Annotated in this window: 18 protein-coding genes; 4 read left to right on the top strand and 14 right to left on the bottom strand. The window is 72.1% G+C overall.

The window, feature by feature from the left end:
* Positions 1-403: 403 nt before the first annotated feature.
* Positions 404-1,858, bottom strand: a complete 1,455-nt coding sequence (locus AB0J74_RS00280) for a PLP-dependent aminotransferase family protein (protein WP_363442545.1) — start codon at positions 1,856-1,858, stop codon at positions 404-406.
* A gap of 60 nt (positions 1,859-1,918) precedes the next feature.
* On the opposite strand from AB0J74_RS00280, the gene AB0J74_RS00275 reads away from it, so the two are divergent.
* Positions 1,919-2,593, top strand: a complete 675-nt coding sequence (locus AB0J74_RS00275) for a hypothetical protein (RefSeq protein WP_363442542.1) — start codon at positions 1,919-1,921, stop codon at positions 2,591-2,593.
* 80 nt (positions 2,594-2,673) lie between these two features.
* Positions 2,674-3,099 carry a hypothetical protein gene (locus tag AB0J74_RS00270; protein WP_363442539.1) on the top strand — a complete coding sequence of 142 codons (426 nt, stop codon included), beginning with the start codon at positions 2,674-2,676 and terminating at the stop codon, positions 3,097-3,099.
* A gap of 2 nt (positions 3,100-3,101) precedes the next feature.
* Here AB0J74_RS00270 and AB0J74_RS00265 read toward each other — a convergent pair whose 3' ends face one another.
* Positions 3,102-3,692, bottom strand: coding sequence for a helix-turn-helix domain-containing protein (locus tag AB0J74_RS00265; protein WP_363442536.1), 591 nt, complete (start codon positions 3,690-3,692; stop codon positions 3,102-3,104).
* Between the two features lie 70 nt (positions 3,693-3,762).
* On the opposite strand from AB0J74_RS00265, the gene AB0J74_RS00260 reads away from it, so the two are divergent.
* The gene (locus AB0J74_RS00260) at positions 3,763-4,281 is read left to right on the top strand and encodes an ATP-binding protein (protein ID WP_363442533.1); all 519 of its coding nucleotides are present in this window, start codon (positions 3,763-3,765) and stop codon (positions 4,279-4,281) included.
* On the opposite strand, the gene AB0J74_RS00255 is transcribed toward AB0J74_RS00260, so the two are convergent.
* From AB0J74_RS00255 to hisD, 9 genes are read right to left on the bottom strand one after another with little or no spacing between them, the layout of a single operon-like run.
* On the bottom strand, positions 4,274-5,512 hold the full coding sequence (locus AB0J74_RS00255; protein WP_363442530.1) for an MFS transporter: 1,239 nt from the start codon (positions 5,510-5,512) through the stop codon (positions 4,274-4,276). The genes AB0J74_RS00260 and AB0J74_RS00255 overlap by 8 nt on opposite strands.
* 44 nt (positions 5,513-5,556) lie before the next feature.
* The gene (gene hisF / locus AB0J74_RS00250; protein ID WP_363442527.1) at positions 5,557-6,315 is read right to left on the bottom strand and encodes an imidazole glycerol phosphate synthase subunit HisF; all 759 of its coding nucleotides are present in this window, start codon (positions 6,313-6,315) and stop codon (positions 5,557-5,559) included.
* Positions 6,312-7,034 (bottom strand): bifunctional 1-(5-phosphoribosyl)-5-((5-phosphoribosylamino)methylideneamino)imidazole-4-carboxamide isomerase/phosphoribosylanthranilate isomerase PriA, encoded by a 723-nt coding sequence (gene priA / locus AB0J74_RS00245; RefSeq protein WP_363442524.1) that lies wholly within the window; start codon positions 7,032-7,034, stop codon positions 6,312-6,314. Before priA ends, hisF begins: the two co-directional genes overlap by 4 nt.
* Before the next feature lie 21 nt (positions 7,035-7,055).
* Entirely contained in the window at positions 7,056-7,376 is a 321-nt protein-coding gene (locus AB0J74_RS00240) for a hypothetical protein (protein ID WP_363442521.1), read from the bottom strand.
* Positions 7,369-7,986, bottom strand: coding sequence for an imidazole glycerol phosphate synthase subunit HisH (gene hisH / locus AB0J74_RS00235; protein ID WP_363442518.1), 618 nt, complete (start codon positions 7,984-7,986; stop codon positions 7,369-7,371). Before hisH ends, AB0J74_RS00240 begins: the two co-directional genes overlap by 8 nt.
* A complete protein-coding gene (locus AB0J74_RS00230) occupies positions 7,983-8,147 on the bottom strand; it encodes a hypothetical protein (protein WP_363442515.1) in 165 nt (54 codons plus the stop codon). Before AB0J74_RS00230 ends, hisH begins: the two co-directional genes overlap by 4 nt.
* Positions 8,144-8,758, bottom strand: coding sequence for an imidazoleglycerol-phosphate dehydratase HisB (gene hisB / locus AB0J74_RS00225; protein WP_363442512.1), 615 nt, complete (start codon positions 8,756-8,758; stop codon positions 8,144-8,146). The genes AB0J74_RS00230 and hisB overlap by 4 nt, the downstream gene beginning before the upstream one ends.
* The gene (locus AB0J74_RS00220) at positions 8,755-9,825 is read right to left on the bottom strand and encodes a histidinol-phosphate transaminase (protein ID WP_363442509.1); all 1,071 of its coding nucleotides are present in this window, start codon (positions 9,823-9,825) and stop codon (positions 8,755-8,757) included. Before AB0J74_RS00220 ends, hisB begins: the two co-directional genes overlap by 4 nt.
* Positions 9,822-11,141 carry a histidinol dehydrogenase gene (hisD, locus tag AB0J74_RS00215; protein ID WP_363442506.1) on the bottom strand — a complete coding sequence of 440 codons (1,320 nt, stop codon included), beginning with the start codon at positions 11,139-11,141 and terminating at the stop codon, positions 9,822-9,824. Before hisD ends, AB0J74_RS00220 begins: the two co-directional genes overlap by 4 nt.
* Before the next feature lie 91 nt (positions 11,142-11,232).
* On the opposite strand from hisD, the gene AB0J74_RS00210 reads away from it, so the two are divergent.
* Positions 11,233-12,003: an LON peptidase substrate-binding domain-containing protein gene (locus tag AB0J74_RS00210; RefSeq protein ID WP_363442503.1), complete on the top strand. Its 771-nt coding sequence runs from the start codon at positions 11,233-11,235 to the stop codon at positions 12,001-12,003.
* Here the strand turns inward: AB0J74_RS00210 and AB0J74_RS00205 are convergent.
* The 3 genes from AB0J74_RS00205 to dnaE form a co-directional block, all read right to left on the bottom strand.
* Positions 12,000-12,836 (bottom strand): DUF2567 domain-containing protein, encoded by an 837-nt coding sequence (locus AB0J74_RS00205; protein WP_363442500.1) that lies wholly within the window; start codon positions 12,834-12,836, stop codon positions 12,000-12,002. The two genes, AB0J74_RS00210 and AB0J74_RS00205, sit on opposite strands and share 4 nt — an antisense overlap.
* A gap of 448 nt (positions 12,837-13,284) precedes the next feature.
* Entirely contained in the window at positions 13,285-13,473 is a 189-nt protein-coding gene (locus tag AB0J74_RS00200) for a hypothetical protein (protein WP_363442497.1), read from the bottom strand.
* A 168-nt stretch (positions 13,474-13,641) separates the two neighbouring features.
* On the bottom strand, positions 13,642-17,181 hold the full coding sequence (dnaE, locus tag AB0J74_RS00195; protein WP_363442494.1) for a DNA polymerase III subunit alpha: 3,540 nt from the start codon (positions 17,179-17,181) through the stop codon (positions 13,642-13,644).
* Positions 17,182-17,306: the final 125 nt, after the last annotated feature.

Below are 17,306 nucleotides of genomic sequence, written 5' to 3'. Positions count from 1 at the left end.
CGTCCAGACGCTCGCGCGCCTCGCGTGTCCAGACCTTCGCGCGACCCCAGACCCTCGCGCGCCCCGACCTTCACGCCGCTCGCGCGCCCGGACCCGCGCGCGTCCAGACGCTCGCGCGCCTCGCGTGTCCAGACCTTCGCGCGACCCCAGACCCTCGCGCGCCCAGACCTTCACGCGGCTCGCGCGCCCGGACCCTCGCGCGTCCAGACGCTCGCGCGCCTCGCGTGTCCAGACCTTCGCGCGACCCCAGACCCTCGCGCGCCCAGACCTTCACGCGGCTCGCGCGCCCGGACCCTCGCGCGCCCGGACCCTCGCGCGCCCGGACCCGCGCGCGCCCGGACCCGCGCGCCTTCGGACCCCCGCGCGTCCGGACCTTCGCGTGGGGCGTTCGGGCGGAATCGGGCTAGGCGATGACGACTGGCTTGCGCCAGCCCGGGTGCGGGGTGTGGTCGAGGTCGTAGCGGACCGTCGCGATTCGCTTGACCGCGTCGACCAGGTCGCCTGCCGGCAGGGTGTAGGGCAGCCGCAGGAAGCGCTCCAGCGTGCCGTCCAGGCCGAACCGCGGGCCCGGTGCCAGGCGGACGCCGACCTCCTCCGCCGCCCGGGCCAGCGCGCTGGAGATGGGGCCGTCCAGTTCCGCCCACAACGTCACCCCGCCCTGTGGCGGGCGGACCCGCCACTCCGGGAGGTGTTCGGCCAGCGCGTCCAGGAGCGCGTCGCGCTGGGTGGCCAATTGCAACCGGCGGGCCGGGACGATCGTGTCGGCGCGGTCGAGCAACTGCGCCGCCACCAGCTGGTCGAGCACCGGGCTGGACATGTCGACGCCGACCCGCAGCGCCGCCAGGCGTTGGACCGTGGGCGCCGACGCGCGGACCCAGCCGATACGCAGGCCGCCCCAGTAGGGCTTGCTCATGCCGCCGATCGTGATCACCCGGGAGTGGCGGTCGAACATGGCGACCGGGGGCGGCATCTCGACGCCGTCCAGCGGCAGGTCCACGAAGGACTCGTCGACGACCAGGTCGGTGCCGGTCGAGTGGGCCGTCGCGACCATCCGCTCGCGCAGGTCGGCGGCCATCAGGTGGCCGGTGGGGTTGTGGAACTCTGGAATCACGTACGCCAGCCGGGGTGTGCTCTGCCGCAACGCCCCGAGCAGCAACTCGCCGTCCCAGCCGGCGTCGATGTCGAGGCCGTGCGTGGTGATCCGGGCCCGGCGCGCGGAGAGCGCGGCCAGCGCGTTGGGATAGGTCGGCGATTCCATGAGTACGCCGTTGCCGGCCTGCACGGTCAGCCGGAGCACCAGGTCGAGCGCCTGCTGGGTGCCGCTGGTCACCATGATCTGGTCGGGGCTGGTCGGCAGGCCACGGTCGGTGAAGCCGCGGGCGACCGCCTCGCGCAGCTCGACCAGGCCGGTCGGGTGGTAGCCGGCATCGCCCAGGTAGCGCGGCAGCTCATCGGCCGCGGCCCGGGCCGCCGGGATCAGCTCGGGCGGCGCGGCCAGGGCGGCGCAGCCGAGGTCGATCATGTCGAGGTCGTTGAGCGGGGTCCACAGGCCGGTGCTGGCCACCCGGTGGCCGCCGGGCAGCGTGGTCCAGCTCCCGGCGCCGCGGCGGCTGGTCAGGTGGCCGCTCTCGCGCAGCTCGCGGTAGGCCGCCGTGACCGTGGTGCGGCTGACCTTGAGCGCCTCGGCCAGCTCGCGCTCGGCCGGCAGCCGGATGCCCAGCGGGAGGCGGCCGTCGGCGAGCAGGCCACGGACCGCGCCGGCCAGGGCCGCGTAGTCGGGGTTGCGGCGGCGGCCCGGCAAGGCGTGCCAGTGACCGAGCAGGCGGGCGAGTTGGCTGCCCCGGACCAGGCTTGTCATATCCACTCCTCGCGAATTGGCTCTTCAGCGCCGAACCAATTGGCCTTCAGAGTGGCATGCATGGCGTCCGAGAGCAACCACCCGAACTCCCCTATCGACCTGCGTGACCGGCTCCCCCGGCGGCTGGTCCAGCTGTTCGCCGGGCTGGTCCTCTACGGCGCGAGCATGGCCCTGCAGATCGAGGCCACTCTCGGGCTGGACCCGTGGGACGTGTTCCACCAGGGCCTCGCGGAGAAGACCGGGCTCTCGTTCGGCACCATCGTGATCATCGTGGGTGCGGTGGTGTTGCTGCTGTGGATACCGCTGCGCCAGAAGCCGGGCATCGGCACCGTCAGCAACATCGTGCTCATCGGTCTCGCGGTCGACGCCACCCTGTTCCTGCTGCCGACGCCCGACGCGCTGCCGGTGCGGATCACCTTCCTGGTGCTGGGCATCCTCCTCAACGGCGTCGCCGGCGGGCTCTACATCGGCGCCCGGCTCGGACCCGGCCCGCGCGACGGTCTGATGACCGGGTGGGTGGCGCGCCGGGCGGGCCGGTCGATCCGGCTGACCCGTACCGTGATCGAACTCACGGTCCTCGGCGCGGGCATCCTGTTGGGCGGGACGATCGGCGTGGGCACGGTGGCGTACGCCCTCCTCATCGGACCGTTGAACCACCTGTTCATCCCGCTCTTCGCGGTGCGCCCGTCGGCGCCGCGGCTCGGCGGCGAACCGCTGCCCGACCCCGCGACATGATGCATCGACGATGAAGGTTTCAGGTAAACGAAAGATCACGCCAATGTTCATGGGCCGTTGACGTTGGCATCATTGGGGCCATGGGGCAGGACGGCTGGCGACGATCCGACGCCTGGATCTTCGTAGCGGTGGTGATGGCCAACGGCGCCGGCCGACACATGCGGTCGGCGACGACCCGACGGCCCGAGGGCGTGCGGCTCGCCGACGTGCTCTCGATGGCCGACCACCTGCGACAGTCCCTACCCGACCGGCGTGAGGTCGAGGAAGCGGTCCGCCGCCTGTCCGGGGCCGGCCTGATCACCGTGGGCGACGGCTGGTTCCGCGTCACGCCGGCCGGCGAGGCGCTGTGGCGCAGCCGGCCGGTCGGGATGGGCGCGGTCGACACGATGTTCGCCCGCCTGCACCGCCGGCCGCTTCCGGTCGACACCGACTGGACCCTCGACGACGCCGATCACGCGGCCGCGATCCTCGAGTACGCCGGCCGCGTCGAGACCCCCGAAGACTGACCTCAGCCGGTCAGGCTGACCACCAAGTGGTCGATCAGGGCGGCCGCCCGCGCCGGATCGTCGGCGAGCGGGCCGAGACCGTCGTAGGTCGGAAACGAGGTCAGCGCGATGACGCCGGCCACCACGGTCGAGCGGTCGAACGCCTCGCGCGGCGGCGTCGCGGATAGCCGCAGCACCAGCCGGTGGATCTGGTCCGCGCGCCACCGCTCGCGTCGGGCCAGCGTCGCGGCGACCTCACGGTCGACCGCGGCGAGGCCGAAGAGCGGCCGCAGCACGTCGCGCTGGGCATGCCAGAAGCGACACGTCCGCTCGATGACGAACCGGCGCGCGTCGGCGGCGGTCAGATCCCGCGTGTCGGTGAGGAGTTGGTCCATGCCGGCGTGCTGGGCCACGTCGGCGAGCACGGCGTCGAGCAGGCCTTGTTTGGACCGCACCTGGTTGTAGACGGTCACCCGGGTCACGCCGGCCCGCTTCGCGACGGCGTCGAGGGTGAACTCGCGCCACTGGCGCGTGGCCAGCAGCTCCCGGGCGGCGTCGACGATGGCCTGGTGGGTCGCCGCGGTCGAGGCGGCCCGCCGACTGTCGGCTCGCATCGGTCACCTTCCGTTTGACGTCGTGTATAGCCATCGACTATACAGGCTGTAAAGCGATTGAGGAGTTCCAATGTTGATCGAGTTCGGTGGCCTTCCCGGCACGGGAAAGTCGACCCTCGCGGGGTCACTCGCCACCCGGCTGGCCGCGGTGTGGCTGCGCATCGACGAGATCGAGGGCGCGCTGCGCCGCAACGGGCTGACGCCGGCGCAGACCGGCATCGCGGCCTACAGCGTCGCCCACGACGTGGCCGCCAGTCATCTGCGCCGCGGCATGACCGTCGTCGCCGACGCGGTCAATCCCGTCGTGGCGGCCCGGGAAGGCTGGCGGCACCTGGCCGACGAGGTCGGCGTGCGGCACGTGGTGATCGAGACCGTGTGCCCCGACCCCGACGAGCATCGCCGCCGGGTCGACACCCGGCCCAGCGACCTTCCCGGCTGGACCTACCCGACCTGGGACGAGGTCCGTGCGGCGGCCGGCGACTACCAGCGACGGGAGGACGCGCGGCTCATCCTCGACACGACCCGTCCGCTTGCCGACTGCGAGCAGGAGATCGCCCGGCACCTCGGCCCGGCGGACGCGGTCAGGTGAGGGCGGGCGCCGGCTCCGCCGGCGTACGGAGCCGGGCCGCCCAGCCCACCACCGGCACCGCGGCGGTGCCGGCGGCCAGGAACACGCCCCCGATCAGCAGCCAGCCCCACCCGCCGGTGGTCACGGCGAGCGCGATCAGCGACGCCGGCGCCACCATCTGGATCGCCGAGTTGCCCATCCGGAAGGCACCGAAATACTCGCCGCGGCGCTCGGCCGGCGGCAGTTCGGCGGCGAGCGTCCACGACCCGGCCGACTGCCACATCTCGGAGAGCGTGAACAGCACGGTCGCCGCGACGAAGACCGCCATCGTGACGAGACCCGACGTCGCGCCGGCCAGGTAGACGACCGGGCAGCCGAGCGCGGCCGCGAGGCCACCCAGTCGCAGCGCCCGGGCCGCGCCGCCCAGGGTGTGCGCGCCGCGGGTCATCCAGACCTGCAGCGTGGTCGCCATCAGCGTGTTGATCAGGGTCAGCACGCCGATCCACCACTTCGGCGCGTCGGTGTGGGTGAGCAGCCACAGTGGAACGACCTCGAGTTCGATCGTCCCGTAGGCCAGCAGCACCGCGCACAGCACCGTCACCGCCAGGAACGGGCGGTCGGTGAACACGTGCCGCTGGCCGGCCGGGCGCTGCTGGCGGGACCGGCCCGCGGGACCGGCCGGCAAGCGCAGGATGAGCAGCAGGTTGACCAGCAGGACGACCGCGTTGGCCAGCGGCAGCGCCAGGTAGGCGGCGTGGGTGTCGATCGCCAGCGCCACGGCGGCCAGGCCGGCGCCCACCGACCAGCCGACGTTGAGCCACGAGCGGGCGAAGGCCTGGGTGCGTACCCGGGTCTCCGGCTCCACCGCCTCGATCAGGTAGACGTTGCGGCCGGCCTGCCCGATGCCGTTGACCAACTCGAAGAACACGATCATCGCGAGGAAGCTGACGAACCCGCGGGCGAACGGCCAGAGCAGGAACCCGGCCGCGCTGCCGGCCACACCGACCAGCCACGCCGTGCGCGGCCCCCAGCGGTCGGCCAGCGCGCTCAGCGGCACCGAGCAGACCAGCACCGCCCCGGCCGCCGCGGACAGGCCGATGCCGATCTCGTGCGGCGCGAGCCCGACCACCCGGGTGAAGAACACCGCGCTGCCGGTGCTGAACGTCCCGATCCCGATCCCGAAGATCAAGCTCACCAGGGCGTACGCCCGGGGCAGGCCGGCCGGGGGAACCAGGTTCTCGCGCACGCCCATGCTCGGCATCCCACCACGCCGGCGGTTGATCTTGCGACCCCGTTTCAGGCCCGGACGGGGTGGCCCGCCTCACGCAGCACCGTTTTCACATCGCCGATCCGCAGCTCACCGAAGTGGAAGACGCTGGCCGCGAGGACCGCGTCGGCGCCGGCGTCGATCGCCGGTGGGAAGTCGGTGACGGCACCGGCGCCGCCGCTCGCGATCACCGGGATGTCGACGACGGCCCGGACGGCGCGGATCAACTCCAGGTCGAAACCGGCCCGGGTGCCGTCGGCGTCCATCGAGTTGAGCAGGATCTCCCCCGCGCCGAGATCGGCGACCCGGCGCGCCCACTCGACGGCGTTCAGCCCGGTGCCCTTCCGGCCGCCGTGCGTGGTCACCTCGAAGCCGCCGCCCGGCTCCCGCCGCACGTCGAGCGAGAGCACCAGCACCTGGTTGCCGAACCGCTGCGCGATCTCCCGCACCAGTTCCGGCCGGGCGATCGCCGCCGTGTTGACGCCGACCTTGTCGGCGCCGGCCCGCAGCAACGTGTCCACATCGGACACCGAACGCACGCCGCCGCCGACGGTGAGCGGGATGAAGACCGATTCGGCGGTACGCCGGACCACGTCGAGCATCGTGCCCCGGTCGTCGGAGGACGCGGTCACGTCGAGGAAGGTCAGCTCGTCGGCTCCGGCGGCGTCGTAGGCGGCGGCCAACTCGACCGGGTCGCCGGCGTCGCGCAGGTCGACGAAGTTGACGCCCTTGACCACCCGCCCCGCGTCGACGTCGAGGCAGGGGATCACCCGGACCGCGACGCTCACGACGACAGCACCGCCAAGGCCTCGCGGACCGTGAAGGCACCGGCGTAGAGCGCCTTGCCGGCGATGACGCCCTCCACACCGGCGCCCTCCAGCGTCGCCAGCGCCCGCAGGTCGTCGAGCGTGGACACGCCGCCGGACGCGATCACCGGCGCCGGGGTGCGGTCGCACACCTCGCGCAGCAGGTCGAGGTTGGGCCCGCGCATCGTCCCGTCCTTGGTGATGTCGGTGACCACGTAGCGGGCCGCGCCGGCCTTGTCGAGCCGCTCCAGCACCTCGAAGAGGTCGCCGCCGTCGCGGGTCCAGCCCCGGGCCGACAGGGTACGGCCGCGCACGTCCAGCCCGATCGCCACCCGCTCGCCGTACTCGCCGACGACCCGGTCGCACCACTGCGGGTCTTCGAGGGCGGCCGTGCCGATGTTGACCCGGGCCGCGCCGGTGGCCAGCGCCGCCCGCAGCGAGGCGTCGTCGCGGATGCCGCCGGACAATTCGACCTTGACGTCGAGGCGGCCGACCACGTCGGCGAGCAGCGCGGCGTTGGAGCCACGGCCGAAGGCGGCGTCGAGGTCGACCAGATGCACCCACTCGGCGCCGTCGTGCTGCCAGGCGAGCGCCGCCTCCAGCGGGTCGCCGTAGCCGGTCTCGGTGCCGGCGGCGCCCTGCACGAGGCGGACGGCCTGGCCGTCGGCGACGTCGACGGCCGGCAGCAGGGTGAGCGTCACGGTGGTCTCCTCAGATGATGACTAGGTGCGGCGGCCGAGGGCGACGACGACCAGGGCGGGCAGGCAGAGCACGATCAGCAGGGTCAGCACGATCTTCAGGCCCGGGTCGTCGACCAGGAACCAGACCAGCGCGAGCAGCACGATCGTGATGACCACGATGCCGGCGCGCTCGCCCCGGCTGCGGCGGGCGAACAGCCGGCCGGTGCGGCGCTGTCTGGGCGTCAGCCGCGCGACGACCGCCCGGCGACGCTGCCGGCGGGCGGCGACCCGGGCCCGCTTGGCACGCAGCTTGGCCGCCTCGGCCTCGCGGGCGGCGCGGCGCAGGGCGCGTTCCTTAGCCAAGGGTGGCCAGCCAGTTGCCGAGCAGGGTGGCGCCCGCGTCACCGGACTTCTCCGGGTGGAACTGCGTCGCCGACAGGGCGCCGCGCTCGACCGCGGCCACGAACGGCGCGTCGTGGGTGCAGACGGTGGCGCCGTCGATGGGCTCGTGGGCGGCGTACGAGTGGACGAAGTAGAACCGCGTGTCCGCGGGCAGCCCGGCGAACAGCACCGAACCGGCCGGCGGGCGGACCGTGTTCCAGCCCATGTGCGGCACCCGCCGGGCGGCGAGCCGGGTGACCGAGCCGGGCAGCAGGCCCAGCCCCTTGGTCACCACGCCGTGCTCCTCGCCGGCCTCGAACAGCACCTGCATGCCGACGCAGATGCCGAGCACCGGACGGCCGGCCGCGACCCGCTCCGCGATCACCCGGCCGGCCTCGCCGGGCAGGGCTTCGATGCCGGCCATGCAGGCCGCGTAGGCACCGACGCCCGGCACCACCAGGCCGTCGGCCGCGGCGGCCGCGGTCAGGTCGGGCGTGACCGTGACGTCGGCACCGACCCGTTCCAGCGCGCGCTGCGCCGAGCGCAGGTTGCCCGAGCCGTAGTCGAGCACCACCACCGACCGCGCGGTCACGACGGCACCAGCCAGAGGATGCCGCCCGCGAGCGCGAGCACGCCGAGCAGGCCGACGAACCCGACGGCGCCGCGCGACGCGCCCTGCTTGCGCAACGAGAACGCCCCGCCGGACAGGATGCCGGCCAGCGCGAGCAGCAGGATGGGTACGACGGCGTTCACAGGGCGCCCTTCGTCGACGGCACGGCGCCGCCCGCGCGCGGGTCGATCGCCACGGCCTCGCGCAGGGCCCGGCTGACCGCCTTGAACTGGGCCTCGACCACGTGGTGGGCATCGGGGTGGCCGCCCGGCCGGGCCGCCCGGAGCACGTCGACGTGCAGGGTGACCCGGGCCGCGAGGCCGAACGACTCGAAGATGTGCCGGGTCATGCTGGTCGGGTAGACCGGACCGATGTAGGGCGCCAGCGGCGGCTCGTCGTGCACCACGTAGGCCCGCCCGGACAGGTCGACCGCGGCCCGCACCAGCACCTCGTCCATCGGCACGGTGGCGCTGCCGTAACGGCGGATGCCGGCCTTGTCGCCCAGCGCCTCGGCGAACGCCGTACCCAGGGCGATGGCGGTGTCTTCCATCGTGTGGTGCGCGTCGATCTCCAGGTCGCCGACGGTCTGCACGGTCAGGTCGAAGCCGCCGTGCCGGGCGATCTGGTTGAGCATGTGGTCGTAGAAGCCGACGCCGGTCGAGATCTCGGCCCGACCGGTCCCGTCGAGGTCGATCTCGACACTGACCTTGGTCTCGTTGGTCGTGCGTTCCACACGGGCAACGCGGTTGCTCACAGGTCCTCCATGGCGGCGAGGAAGGCGTCGGTCTCGGCGGTGGTGCCGGCGGTGACCCGCAGCCAGCCGGGCAGGCCGACGTCGCGGATCAGCACGCCGCGGTCGAGCAGTGCGCGCCAGACCGCCTTCTGGTCGCCGCCCACCTCGAAGAGCACGAAGTTGGCGTCGCTGTCGGCCACGGTCACGCCGCGGGCGCGCAGGGTGTCGACGATCCGGTCGCGCTCCCGCTTGATCGCCTCGACGGTGACCAGCAGGCTGTCGCGGTGCGCGACGGCGGCGCGGGCGGCGGCCTGGGTCAGCGCGCTCAGGTGGTAGGGCAGGCGGACCAGTTGCACGGCGTCGACCACGGCCGGGTCGGCGGCGAGATAGCCGAGCCGGCCGCCGGCGAAGCCGAACGCCTTGCTCATCGTGCGGGTCACCACGAGCCGCGGGTGGCCGGGCAGCACGGTCAGCGCGCTCGGCGTGCCGGGCCGGGCGAACTCGGCGTAGGCCTCGTCGACCACGACCATGCCCGGCGCCACGCCGAGCACCGCGGTCACCACGTCGGGCGGCAGGGCCGTACCCGTCGGATTGTTGGGTGAACAGAGGAAGACCAGATCCGGCGCGTGCGCCCGAACCTGGGCGACGGCGTCGGCGGCGATCAGCGTGAAGTCGGCGCCGCGGTGGCCGTCGACCCACGCGGTGCCGGTGCCGACCGCGAGCAGCGGGTGCATCGAGTAGGCGGGCGTGAAGCCGAGCGCGGTGCGCCCCGGGCCGGCGAACGCCTGCAGAAGCTGCTGCTGGATCTCGTTGGACCCGTTGGCCGCCCACACGTTGGCGGCGGTCAGCCCGTGCCCCAGATAGGCGGCGAGGTCGGAGCGCAGCGCCACCGCGTCGCGGTCGGGGTAGCGGTTGAGGTCACGCAACTCGTCCTGCAACGCCTTGCCGATGGCTTCGACCACATCATCGGGTACGGAGTAGGAGTTCTCGTTGGTGTTGAGCCGCACCGGCACGTCGAGCTGCGGTGCTCCGTAAGGGGTCAACCCGCGCAGGTCGGCCCGCAGCGGGAGGTCGTCGAGGTGGGTCATGCCGGGAACCTCGCCGTGACCGCCTCGCCGTGCGCCGGCAGGTCCTCCACGGTGGCCAGCGTGACCACGTGCGGCGCGGCCTCGCGCAGGGCCGGCTCGTCGTATTCGACGATGTGGATGCCGCGCAGGAACGACTGCACCGACAGGCCGCTCGAGTGCCGCGCGCAGCCGCCGGTCGGCAGCACGTGGTTGGAGCCGGCGCAGTAGTCGCCCAGCGAGACCGGCGCGTAGGGGCCGACGAAGATCGCGCCGGCGTTGCGTACCCGCATGGCGATGTTTCGGGGGTCTCTGGTCTGGATCTCCAGGTGTTCGGCGGCGTAGGCGTCGACCACCCGCAGCCCCTGCTCCAGGTCGTCGACCAGCACGGTGCCGGACTGCTCGCCGGACAGCGCGGTGGTGATCCGCTCGGTGTGCTTGGTCTTCGCGACCCGCGTCGTCAGCTCGGCGTCGACCGCGTCGGCCAGCGCGGTGGAGGTGGTGACCAGCACGCTGGCCGCCAGCGGGTCGTGCTCGGCCTGGCTGATCAGGTCGGCGGCGACGTGGCCGGGGTCGGCGGTGTCGTCGGCCAGGACGGCGATCTCGGTGGGGCCGGCCTCGGCGTCGATGCCGACCGTGCCCCCGCTGCGCAGCAGGCGCTTGGCGGCGGTGACCCAGACGTTGCCGGGGCCGGTGATGATGTCGACGGGGCGGCAGTAGCCGGTGCCCTCGGCGTTGGTGGTGCTGCCGTGGCCGAGCAGCGCGATCGCCTGCGCTCCGCCGACCGCGTAGACCTCGTCGACGCCGAGCAGCGCGCAGGCGGCCAGGACCCGCTGGTCGGGCAGGCCGTCGTTGTCCTTCTGCGGCGGGCTGACCACGACCAGGGCGCCGACGCCGGCGACCTGGGCGGGCACCACGTTCATGACCACGGTCGACGGGTACATGGCCAGGCCGCCGGGCACGTAGAGGCCGACCCGCTCGACCGGGACCCAGCGTTCGGTGACCGTGCCACCGCGTACGACCTGGGTGGTGGTGTCCTGGCGTCGTTGATCCTCGTGCACCCGGCGGGCGCGGGCGATCGCCTCCAGCAGCGCGGCGCGCACGTCGGGGTCGAGGCTGTGCTCGGCCGCCTTGATCGTCTCGGCCGGGACGCGGAGCTCGTCGATCTCGACGCCGTCGAACCGCGCGGTGGCATCGCGGACCGCGGTGAACCCATGCTCGCGCACCGCCTCGACGAGCGGGCGGATGGTCTCGACGGCCTGCGACACGTCGAGCCGGGCACGGGGCAAGAGACCCCGCGGGTCGGTGTCGACTCCGCGCAGGTCGATCCGGTTCAACACCCTGCAAAGTCTAGGCGTCCCAGCAACCGGGATTCCGGCGCCGTTCGCACGGTTCGGGTACGGGTGCCCGGTCAGGCGCTAGGCTCGGGCGGTGACGTCGCGGCTGCCCGTTTTCCCCCTCGGAACGGTGCTTTTTCCAGGCCTCGTGCTGCCGTTGCACATCTTCGAGGAGCGCTACCGCGATCTGGTCAAGCATCTGCTGAGCCGGCCCGACGGTGATCCGCGCGAGTTCGGGGTGGTCGCGATCCGGCAGGACTCCGAAACACTGCCCACCACACCGGCGCCGGGCCCGTTCCCGTCGACGCCGCCGCGGCTGGGCCCGGTCCCCTCGACGCCGGTGTCACCGCCGTCGGTGCCGCAGGCCTCCCCGGCCGACGTGGCCATGCACGAGGTCGGCTGCACGGCCGAGCTGCGGCAGGTGACCGAGCTGCCCGACGGCCGCTACGACATCGTGACGGTGGGCCGGCGGCGGTTCCGGGTCGTGTCGATCGACCGGACGTCGGAGCCCTACCTGGTCGCCGAGGTCGAGTGGCTCCCCGAGCCGCCGGGCCAGGAGGAGCTGGCCGACCTGCTGGCCCCGCGGGTGCTGGCGGTGTTCCGGCAATACCTGACGCTGATCCGCGACGACGAGCAGGAACTGACCGAGCAGCTACCGGAGGACCCGACGGTCCTGTCCCACCTGGTGGCGGCGACGGCGGCGTTGACCCTGGAAGATCGCCAACGGCTGCTCGCGACGGACGACACGGCCGGGCGGCTCGGTGCGGAGTTGCGGTTGCTGAGCCGGGAGGCGGCGCTGCTGCGCCAGGTCCGGGCCGTGCCGGTGCCGCTGCGCGAGCTGGCCGTGCCGGCCAGCCCCAACTAGCTCGCGGACTCCCCCGGCCCGGCCTGCGTGGCCGGGGGCGGGGTCGGGCCGTGCAGCTCGTAGAAGGGGTTGACCGCGGGCTGGGGTTGGGGCTCCGGCTCCGGGCGCAGGCTCGGGGTCCGCGACCAGCCGGCGAGCAACGTATAGACGATCACCGCGCCGAAGGTGGCCATCAGCAGGTCGCCGTGCACGAACGGGATGACGTCCCAGAGCTTGGTGAACCCGCCGGCCCGCAGGTCCGGCGGCCGGACGATCAGATCGCCGGACTGCGCCTTCGCGACCGCGTCGTGGAAGGCGTCGAGCCCGATCCGCCGCCCGATCTCCCAGGCGAGAATGCTGGCGCCGACGGTGCCGACGAGAAGGCCGGCGAGCGTCCAGGGGCCGCGGTAGCGCTTGAACCAGACCCAGGTGACCAGCGCGGAGACCAGACCGAGCCCGAACAGCAGGATCGTGAACCACCCGTCGGAGGCGATGAACTGCTCCGGACTGGGCGTCGCGAACACGGCCCCGTCGTCGGTCTTGATGATCGGCACACCCGGCGCGACCACTGACCAGAGCCACCCCAGCGGCGCCCCGACGACGGCAACGACGGCGGCGGTCAGGACGGCGGCGCCAAACCGCCGCTTGGTCGGAATCCGCGGCTCGGCGGGGGCCTGCGGCCGCCACCCGACCGGCGCACTCCACGGCCCTCCGACAGCGGAGGTCTCTCCCGGCACCACCGCGCCAGCGGCGGCGCCGCCGTAGCTCGAGGCCTCTGCGCCACCCGGGTGGTAGCCCGCCGCGGCGAAGGCGGGTGGGCCAGCCGGTTGCCCCTCTTCCGAGCCAGGCGTCACAGGGCCAGAGGTCGGTGGCGCCGCGTCCGCCGGCGGCCGCGTCCCATCCCCGGCGGCGGGGCTGGCACCGGACGCGGCGGGCGCCGCCCACGTCCCGTCGTTCGGTTCAGGGCTGGCGGCGGTCACCGCCCGATCCTCTCAGGCGAACCCGCCCATCGCCTACCGCACCCCGCCACAATCGATCAAGCCACCCAGCCGCCAATCCCACCAGCCCCACCACCACCGCCCGCGGACGATGACCTCGATCACGAGACCACCGCATCGACCCTGACGCCGGCTCCCCGGCCGTTCGCGTCCCCGCGGTGTCCCCTTCGATAAACCGGTGCTCCCGACCCGCCTGTGCCCAGCAGCCAAACGCTGCCCGGACATCGCCGGAGATGACGAGCCAGTTGGCGTCCCGGCCAATGCTTGGCCTCGGCGCCCCCGGGCGAGCTGCTGCCGGAAGCGCCTACAACTCACCGCCAAGGGCGTCCAGCAGGCTGTCGCGGGTGACGCCGAGATCGGCCAGCACCCGGGTATCCCCCGGGTCGTCGAGGTTGATGCGATCGGGCAGCCGCCCCGCGATCGAGTCGGCGAAATCAGGTCCGAAAGCGCGCCGGATGACCCGCAAAGCATGATCTTTCGTGATGACCGTCATGGCGGCATCTTCCCAGCCCGACCGGGACGATCCCCAGCACGAATTCCACCGCGAACACCGGCCAATGGGTTGTGTCCCGCGGCCCGTGACGGCAAGCCGCGCCCGGTGACTAGGACCTCAACCGCAACCAGCGACGACCAAGAGTTGCCGACGAGGCCGGACCGATCGTCACCGAGCCAGTTCGACCGCGGACGGCCCCAGCAAGGCTTTGAGATCAGCCATCAACGCCGTCGTGGGCGCCACCCGCAGCGGGCTCAACCGCAACACGGTCGCCTTGGAGCCGTTGACCAGCCGGACGTGCACCTCGGACGGCCCGGGGTGGGTGTTGAGGATCTCGCGAAGCCGCTCGACCAACGGCGGTGTGACGCGGTTGGTCGCGATGTTCATCACGACCGGCTGGTTGCCGTCGGCGCCGGCCGTGGAGATGTCGGGGATGGACATGTCCATCGCCATGATGCGGGCCTGGTCGTCGCGGCGGTCGACGCGGCCCTTGACCACGACGATCGCGTCTTCCGCGATGTATTGCCCGACCAGCTCGTAGGTGTTGGGGAAGAACAGCACCTCGACGCCGCTGGTCATGTCTTCGATCGAGGCCGACGCCCACGGCCGCCCCTGCTTGGTGATCCGGCGCTGCACACCGGTCAGGATGCCGGCCAGCGTGACCACCGCGCCGTCGGCGACCGCGCCTTCCTCGGCCAGCGACGCGATCGGGGTGTCGGCCGCCGCCGACAGCGCGCGGTCGAGCCCGGACAGCGGATGGTCGGAGACGTAGAGCCCGAGCATCTCCCGCTCGAACGACAGCTTGTCGGGCTTGTCCCACTCGCCGTCGGGGATCGGCGGCGACACGATCATCGACGGTTCGGCGGCGTCGCCGAAGGCCGAGCCGAACAGGTCGTATTGCCCGACCGCCTCGTTCTTCTTGACGCCCATGAACGCGTCGATCGCGTCGGCGTGGATCGCCAGGAGGCCCTTGCGGCTGTGGCCGAGCGAGTCGAACGCGCCGGCCTTGATCAGGGACTCGATGGTGCGCTTGTTGCAGGCCACCGCGTCGACCTTGCGGAGGAAGTCGTAGAAGTCGGTGTAGGCGCCGTGTTGCTTGCGGGCCCGCACGATCGCCTCGACGACGTTGACGCCCACGTTGCGGACCGCGGCCATGCCGAACCGGATGTCGGTGCCGACGGCGCCGAAGCGGGCCACCGACTCGTTGACGTCGGGCGGCAGGACCTTGATGCCCATCCGGCGGCACTCGGCCAGGTAGACGGCGGCCTTGTCCTTGTCGTCGCCGACCGAGGTGAGCAGCGCCGCCATGTATTCGGCCGGGTAGTTGGCCTTGAGGTAGGCGGTCCAGAAGGAGACCAGCCCGTACCCCGCGGTGTGTGCCTTGTTGAAGGCGTAGTCGGAGAACGGGACCAGGATGTCCCACAGCGTCTTGATCGCCGCGTCGGAGTAGCCGTTGGCGCGCATGCCCTCGGAGAAGGGCACGTACTCCTTGTCGAGGATCTCCTTCTTCTTCTTGCCCATCGCCCGGCGGAGCAGGTCGGCGGCGCCGAGCGTGTAGCCGGCGAGCTGCTGCGCGATCGCCATGACCTGCTCCTGGTAGACGATCAACCCGTAGGTGTCGCCCAGGATGTCTTCGAGCGCGTCGGCCAGCTCGGGGTGGATCGGCACGACCGGCTTGCGGCCGTTCTTGCGGTCGGCGTATTCGTTGTGGGCGTTGGCGCCCATCGGGCCGGGGCGGTAGAGCGCGAGCACCGCGGAGATGTCTTCGAAGTTGTCGGGGATCATCGAGCGCAGCAGCGAGCGCATCGGGCCGCCGTCGAGCTGGAAGACGCCGAGCGTGTCGCCGCGGGCCAGCAGCTCGTAGGTCGGCTTGTCGGCCAGCGGCAGCTTCTCCAGGACGACCGTCTCTCCGCGGTTGTCGGCGATGCCGTCGAGGCAGTCGTCCATGATGGTCAGGTTGCGCAGGCCCAGGAAGTCCATCTTGAGCAGGCCGATGGACTCGCAGGCGCCCATGTCCCACTGCGTGATGATCGCGCCGTCGTTGTCGCGCCGCCAGATCGGCAGCACGTCCATCAGCGGCTCGCCGGACAGGATCACGCCGGCCGCGTGCACGCCGGGCTGGCGGATCAGGCCCTCGATGCCCTTGGCGGTGTCGACGACCTTCTTGGTGTCGGGGTCGGTCTCGTAGAGCGTGCGGAACTCGGCGGCCTCGGCGTAGCGGTTGTGCGACGGGTCGAAGATGCCGGAGAGCGGGATGTCCTTGCCCATCACCGGCGGCGGCATCGCCTTGGTGATCTTGTCGCCGACCGCGAACGGGTAGCCGAGCACCCGGGCCGCGTCCTTGATCGCCGCCTTCGCCTTGATCTTGCCGTAGGTGACGATCTGGGCGACCCGCTCCTCGCCCCAGCGCTCGGTGGCGTAGCGGATCATGTCGCCGCGCCGGCGCTCGTCGAAGTCCATGTCGATGTCGGGCATCGAGATGCGGTCGGGGTTGAGGAACCGCTCGAACAGCAGGCCGTGGTCCATCGGGTCGAGCTCGGTGATCTTCAGCGCGTAGGCGATCAGCGCGCCGGCGGCCGAACCACGCCCGGGGCCGACCCGGATCTTCTCCTTGCGGGCATATTCGCAGAGGTCGGCGGTGACCAGGAAGTAGCCCGGGAAGCCCATCTTGCAGATGACGTCGAGCTCGTAGTCGGCCTGCCGCAGCCGGTCGTCGGGGACGCCGTTGGGGAACCGCTCGCGCAGCCCGCGGTGCACCTCGGCGCGCAGCCACGACTCTTCGGTGTAGCCATCGGGCACCGGGAACGAGGGCATCAGCTTGCGGTGCGCGAACACCGACGAGTAGTCGCCGATCTTCTCGGCGATCTCCAGCGTGTTGGCGCAGGCGCCGGGCACCTCGGCCTCCCACACCGCCCGCATCTCGTCGGCCGACTTCAGGTAGAAGTCGCGCGCGTCGAACTTGAAGCGCTTGGGATCGGCCATCGTGGACCCCGACTGCACGCAGAGCAGGACCTCGTGCGCGTCGGCGTCTTTCGCGTAGGTGTAGTGCAGGTCGTTGGTGGCCACCGGCTTGAGCCCGAGCCGCTTGCCCAGGCGCAGCAGGTCTTGCCGGACGCGGGTCTCGATGTCGAGCCCGTGGTCCATCAGCTCGAGGTAGAAGTTGTCCTTGCCGAAGATGTCGGCGAACTCGGCCGCCGACGCGCACGCCTTCTCGAAGTCGCCGATCCGCAGCCAGGTCTGCACCTCGCCGGACGGGCACCCGGTGGTCGCGATGATCCCCTTGCCGTGCTCGTGCAGCAGCTCACGGTCGGCGCGCGGCTTGAAGTAGTAGCCCTCCAGCGACGACCGCGACTGCATCCGGAAGAGGTTGCGCAACCCGTCGGCGTCGGCGGCCAGCATGGTCATGTGGGTGTAGGCACCACCACCGGAGACGTCGTTCTCGCCGCCGTCGGCCCAGCGCACCCGGACCCGGTCCTGCCGCGCCGTGTTGGGCGTGACGTAGGACTCGACCCCGATGACCGGCTTGATCCCCGCGCCGGTGGCCTGCTTGAAGAAGTCGTAGGCGCCGTACATATTGCCGTGGTCGGTCATCGCCAGCGCCGGCATGCCCAACCGGTTGGCCTCGGCGAACAGCTCCTTGAGCCGGGCGGCACCGTCGAGCATCGAGTATTCCGTGTGCACGTGCAGATGCACGAAGGAATCGGACACCCGGACCCCCTTAACTCAAGCGCCGCGACCACCCTAGTCGCGCGGTACGACAGTCGGCATCAGGCCCGGGGGTGAGTTGAAGATCAAATTCATATGATGTTCCCGGGCCCGCGGTGGTGCAGACC

It is taken from the genome of Asanoa sp. NPDC049573 (assembly GCF_040676615.1).
Lineage (GTDB): Bacteria > Actinomycetota > Actinomycetes > Mycobacteriales > Micromonosporaceae > Asanoa.
Note: the sequence above shows the minus strand (reverse complement) of the source record. Positions and strands in the feature narration are given on the sequence as shown.

Excerpts from the sequence above, each read along its gene's own strand:
- AB0J74_RS00280 (WP_363442545.1), bottom strand. The coding sequence starts at position 1,858 with ATGACAAGCCTGGTCCGGGGCAGCCAACTCGCCCGCCTGCTCGGTCAC.
- AB0J74_RS00275 (WP_363442542.1), top strand. The coding sequence starts at position 1,919 with ATGGCGTCCGAGAGCAACCACCCGAACTCCCCTATCGACCTGCGTGAC.
- AB0J74_RS00270 (WP_363442539.1), top strand. The coding sequence starts at position 2,674 with ATGGGGCAGGACGGCTGGCGACGATCCGACGCCTGGATCTTCGTAGCG.
- AB0J74_RS00265 (WP_363442536.1), bottom strand. The coding sequence starts at position 3,692 with ATGCGAGCCGACAGTCGGCGGGCCGCCTCGACCGCGGCGACCCACCAG.
- AB0J74_RS00260 (WP_363442533.1), top strand. The coding sequence starts at position 3,763 with ATGTTGATCGAGTTCGGTGGCCTTCCCGGCACGGGAAAGTCGACCCTC.
- AB0J74_RS00255 (WP_363442530.1), bottom strand. The coding sequence starts at position 5,512 with ATGGGCGTGCGCGAGAACCTGGTTCCCCCGGCCGGCCTGCCCCGGGCG.
- AB0J74_RS00220 (WP_363442509.1), bottom strand. The coding sequence starts at position 9,825 with ATGACCCACCTCGACGACCTCCCGCTGCGGGCCGACCTGCGCGGGTTG.
- AB0J74_RS00200 (WP_363442497.1), bottom strand. The coding sequence starts at position 13,473 with ATGACGGTCATCACGAAAGATCATGCTTTGCGGGTCATCCGGCGCGCT.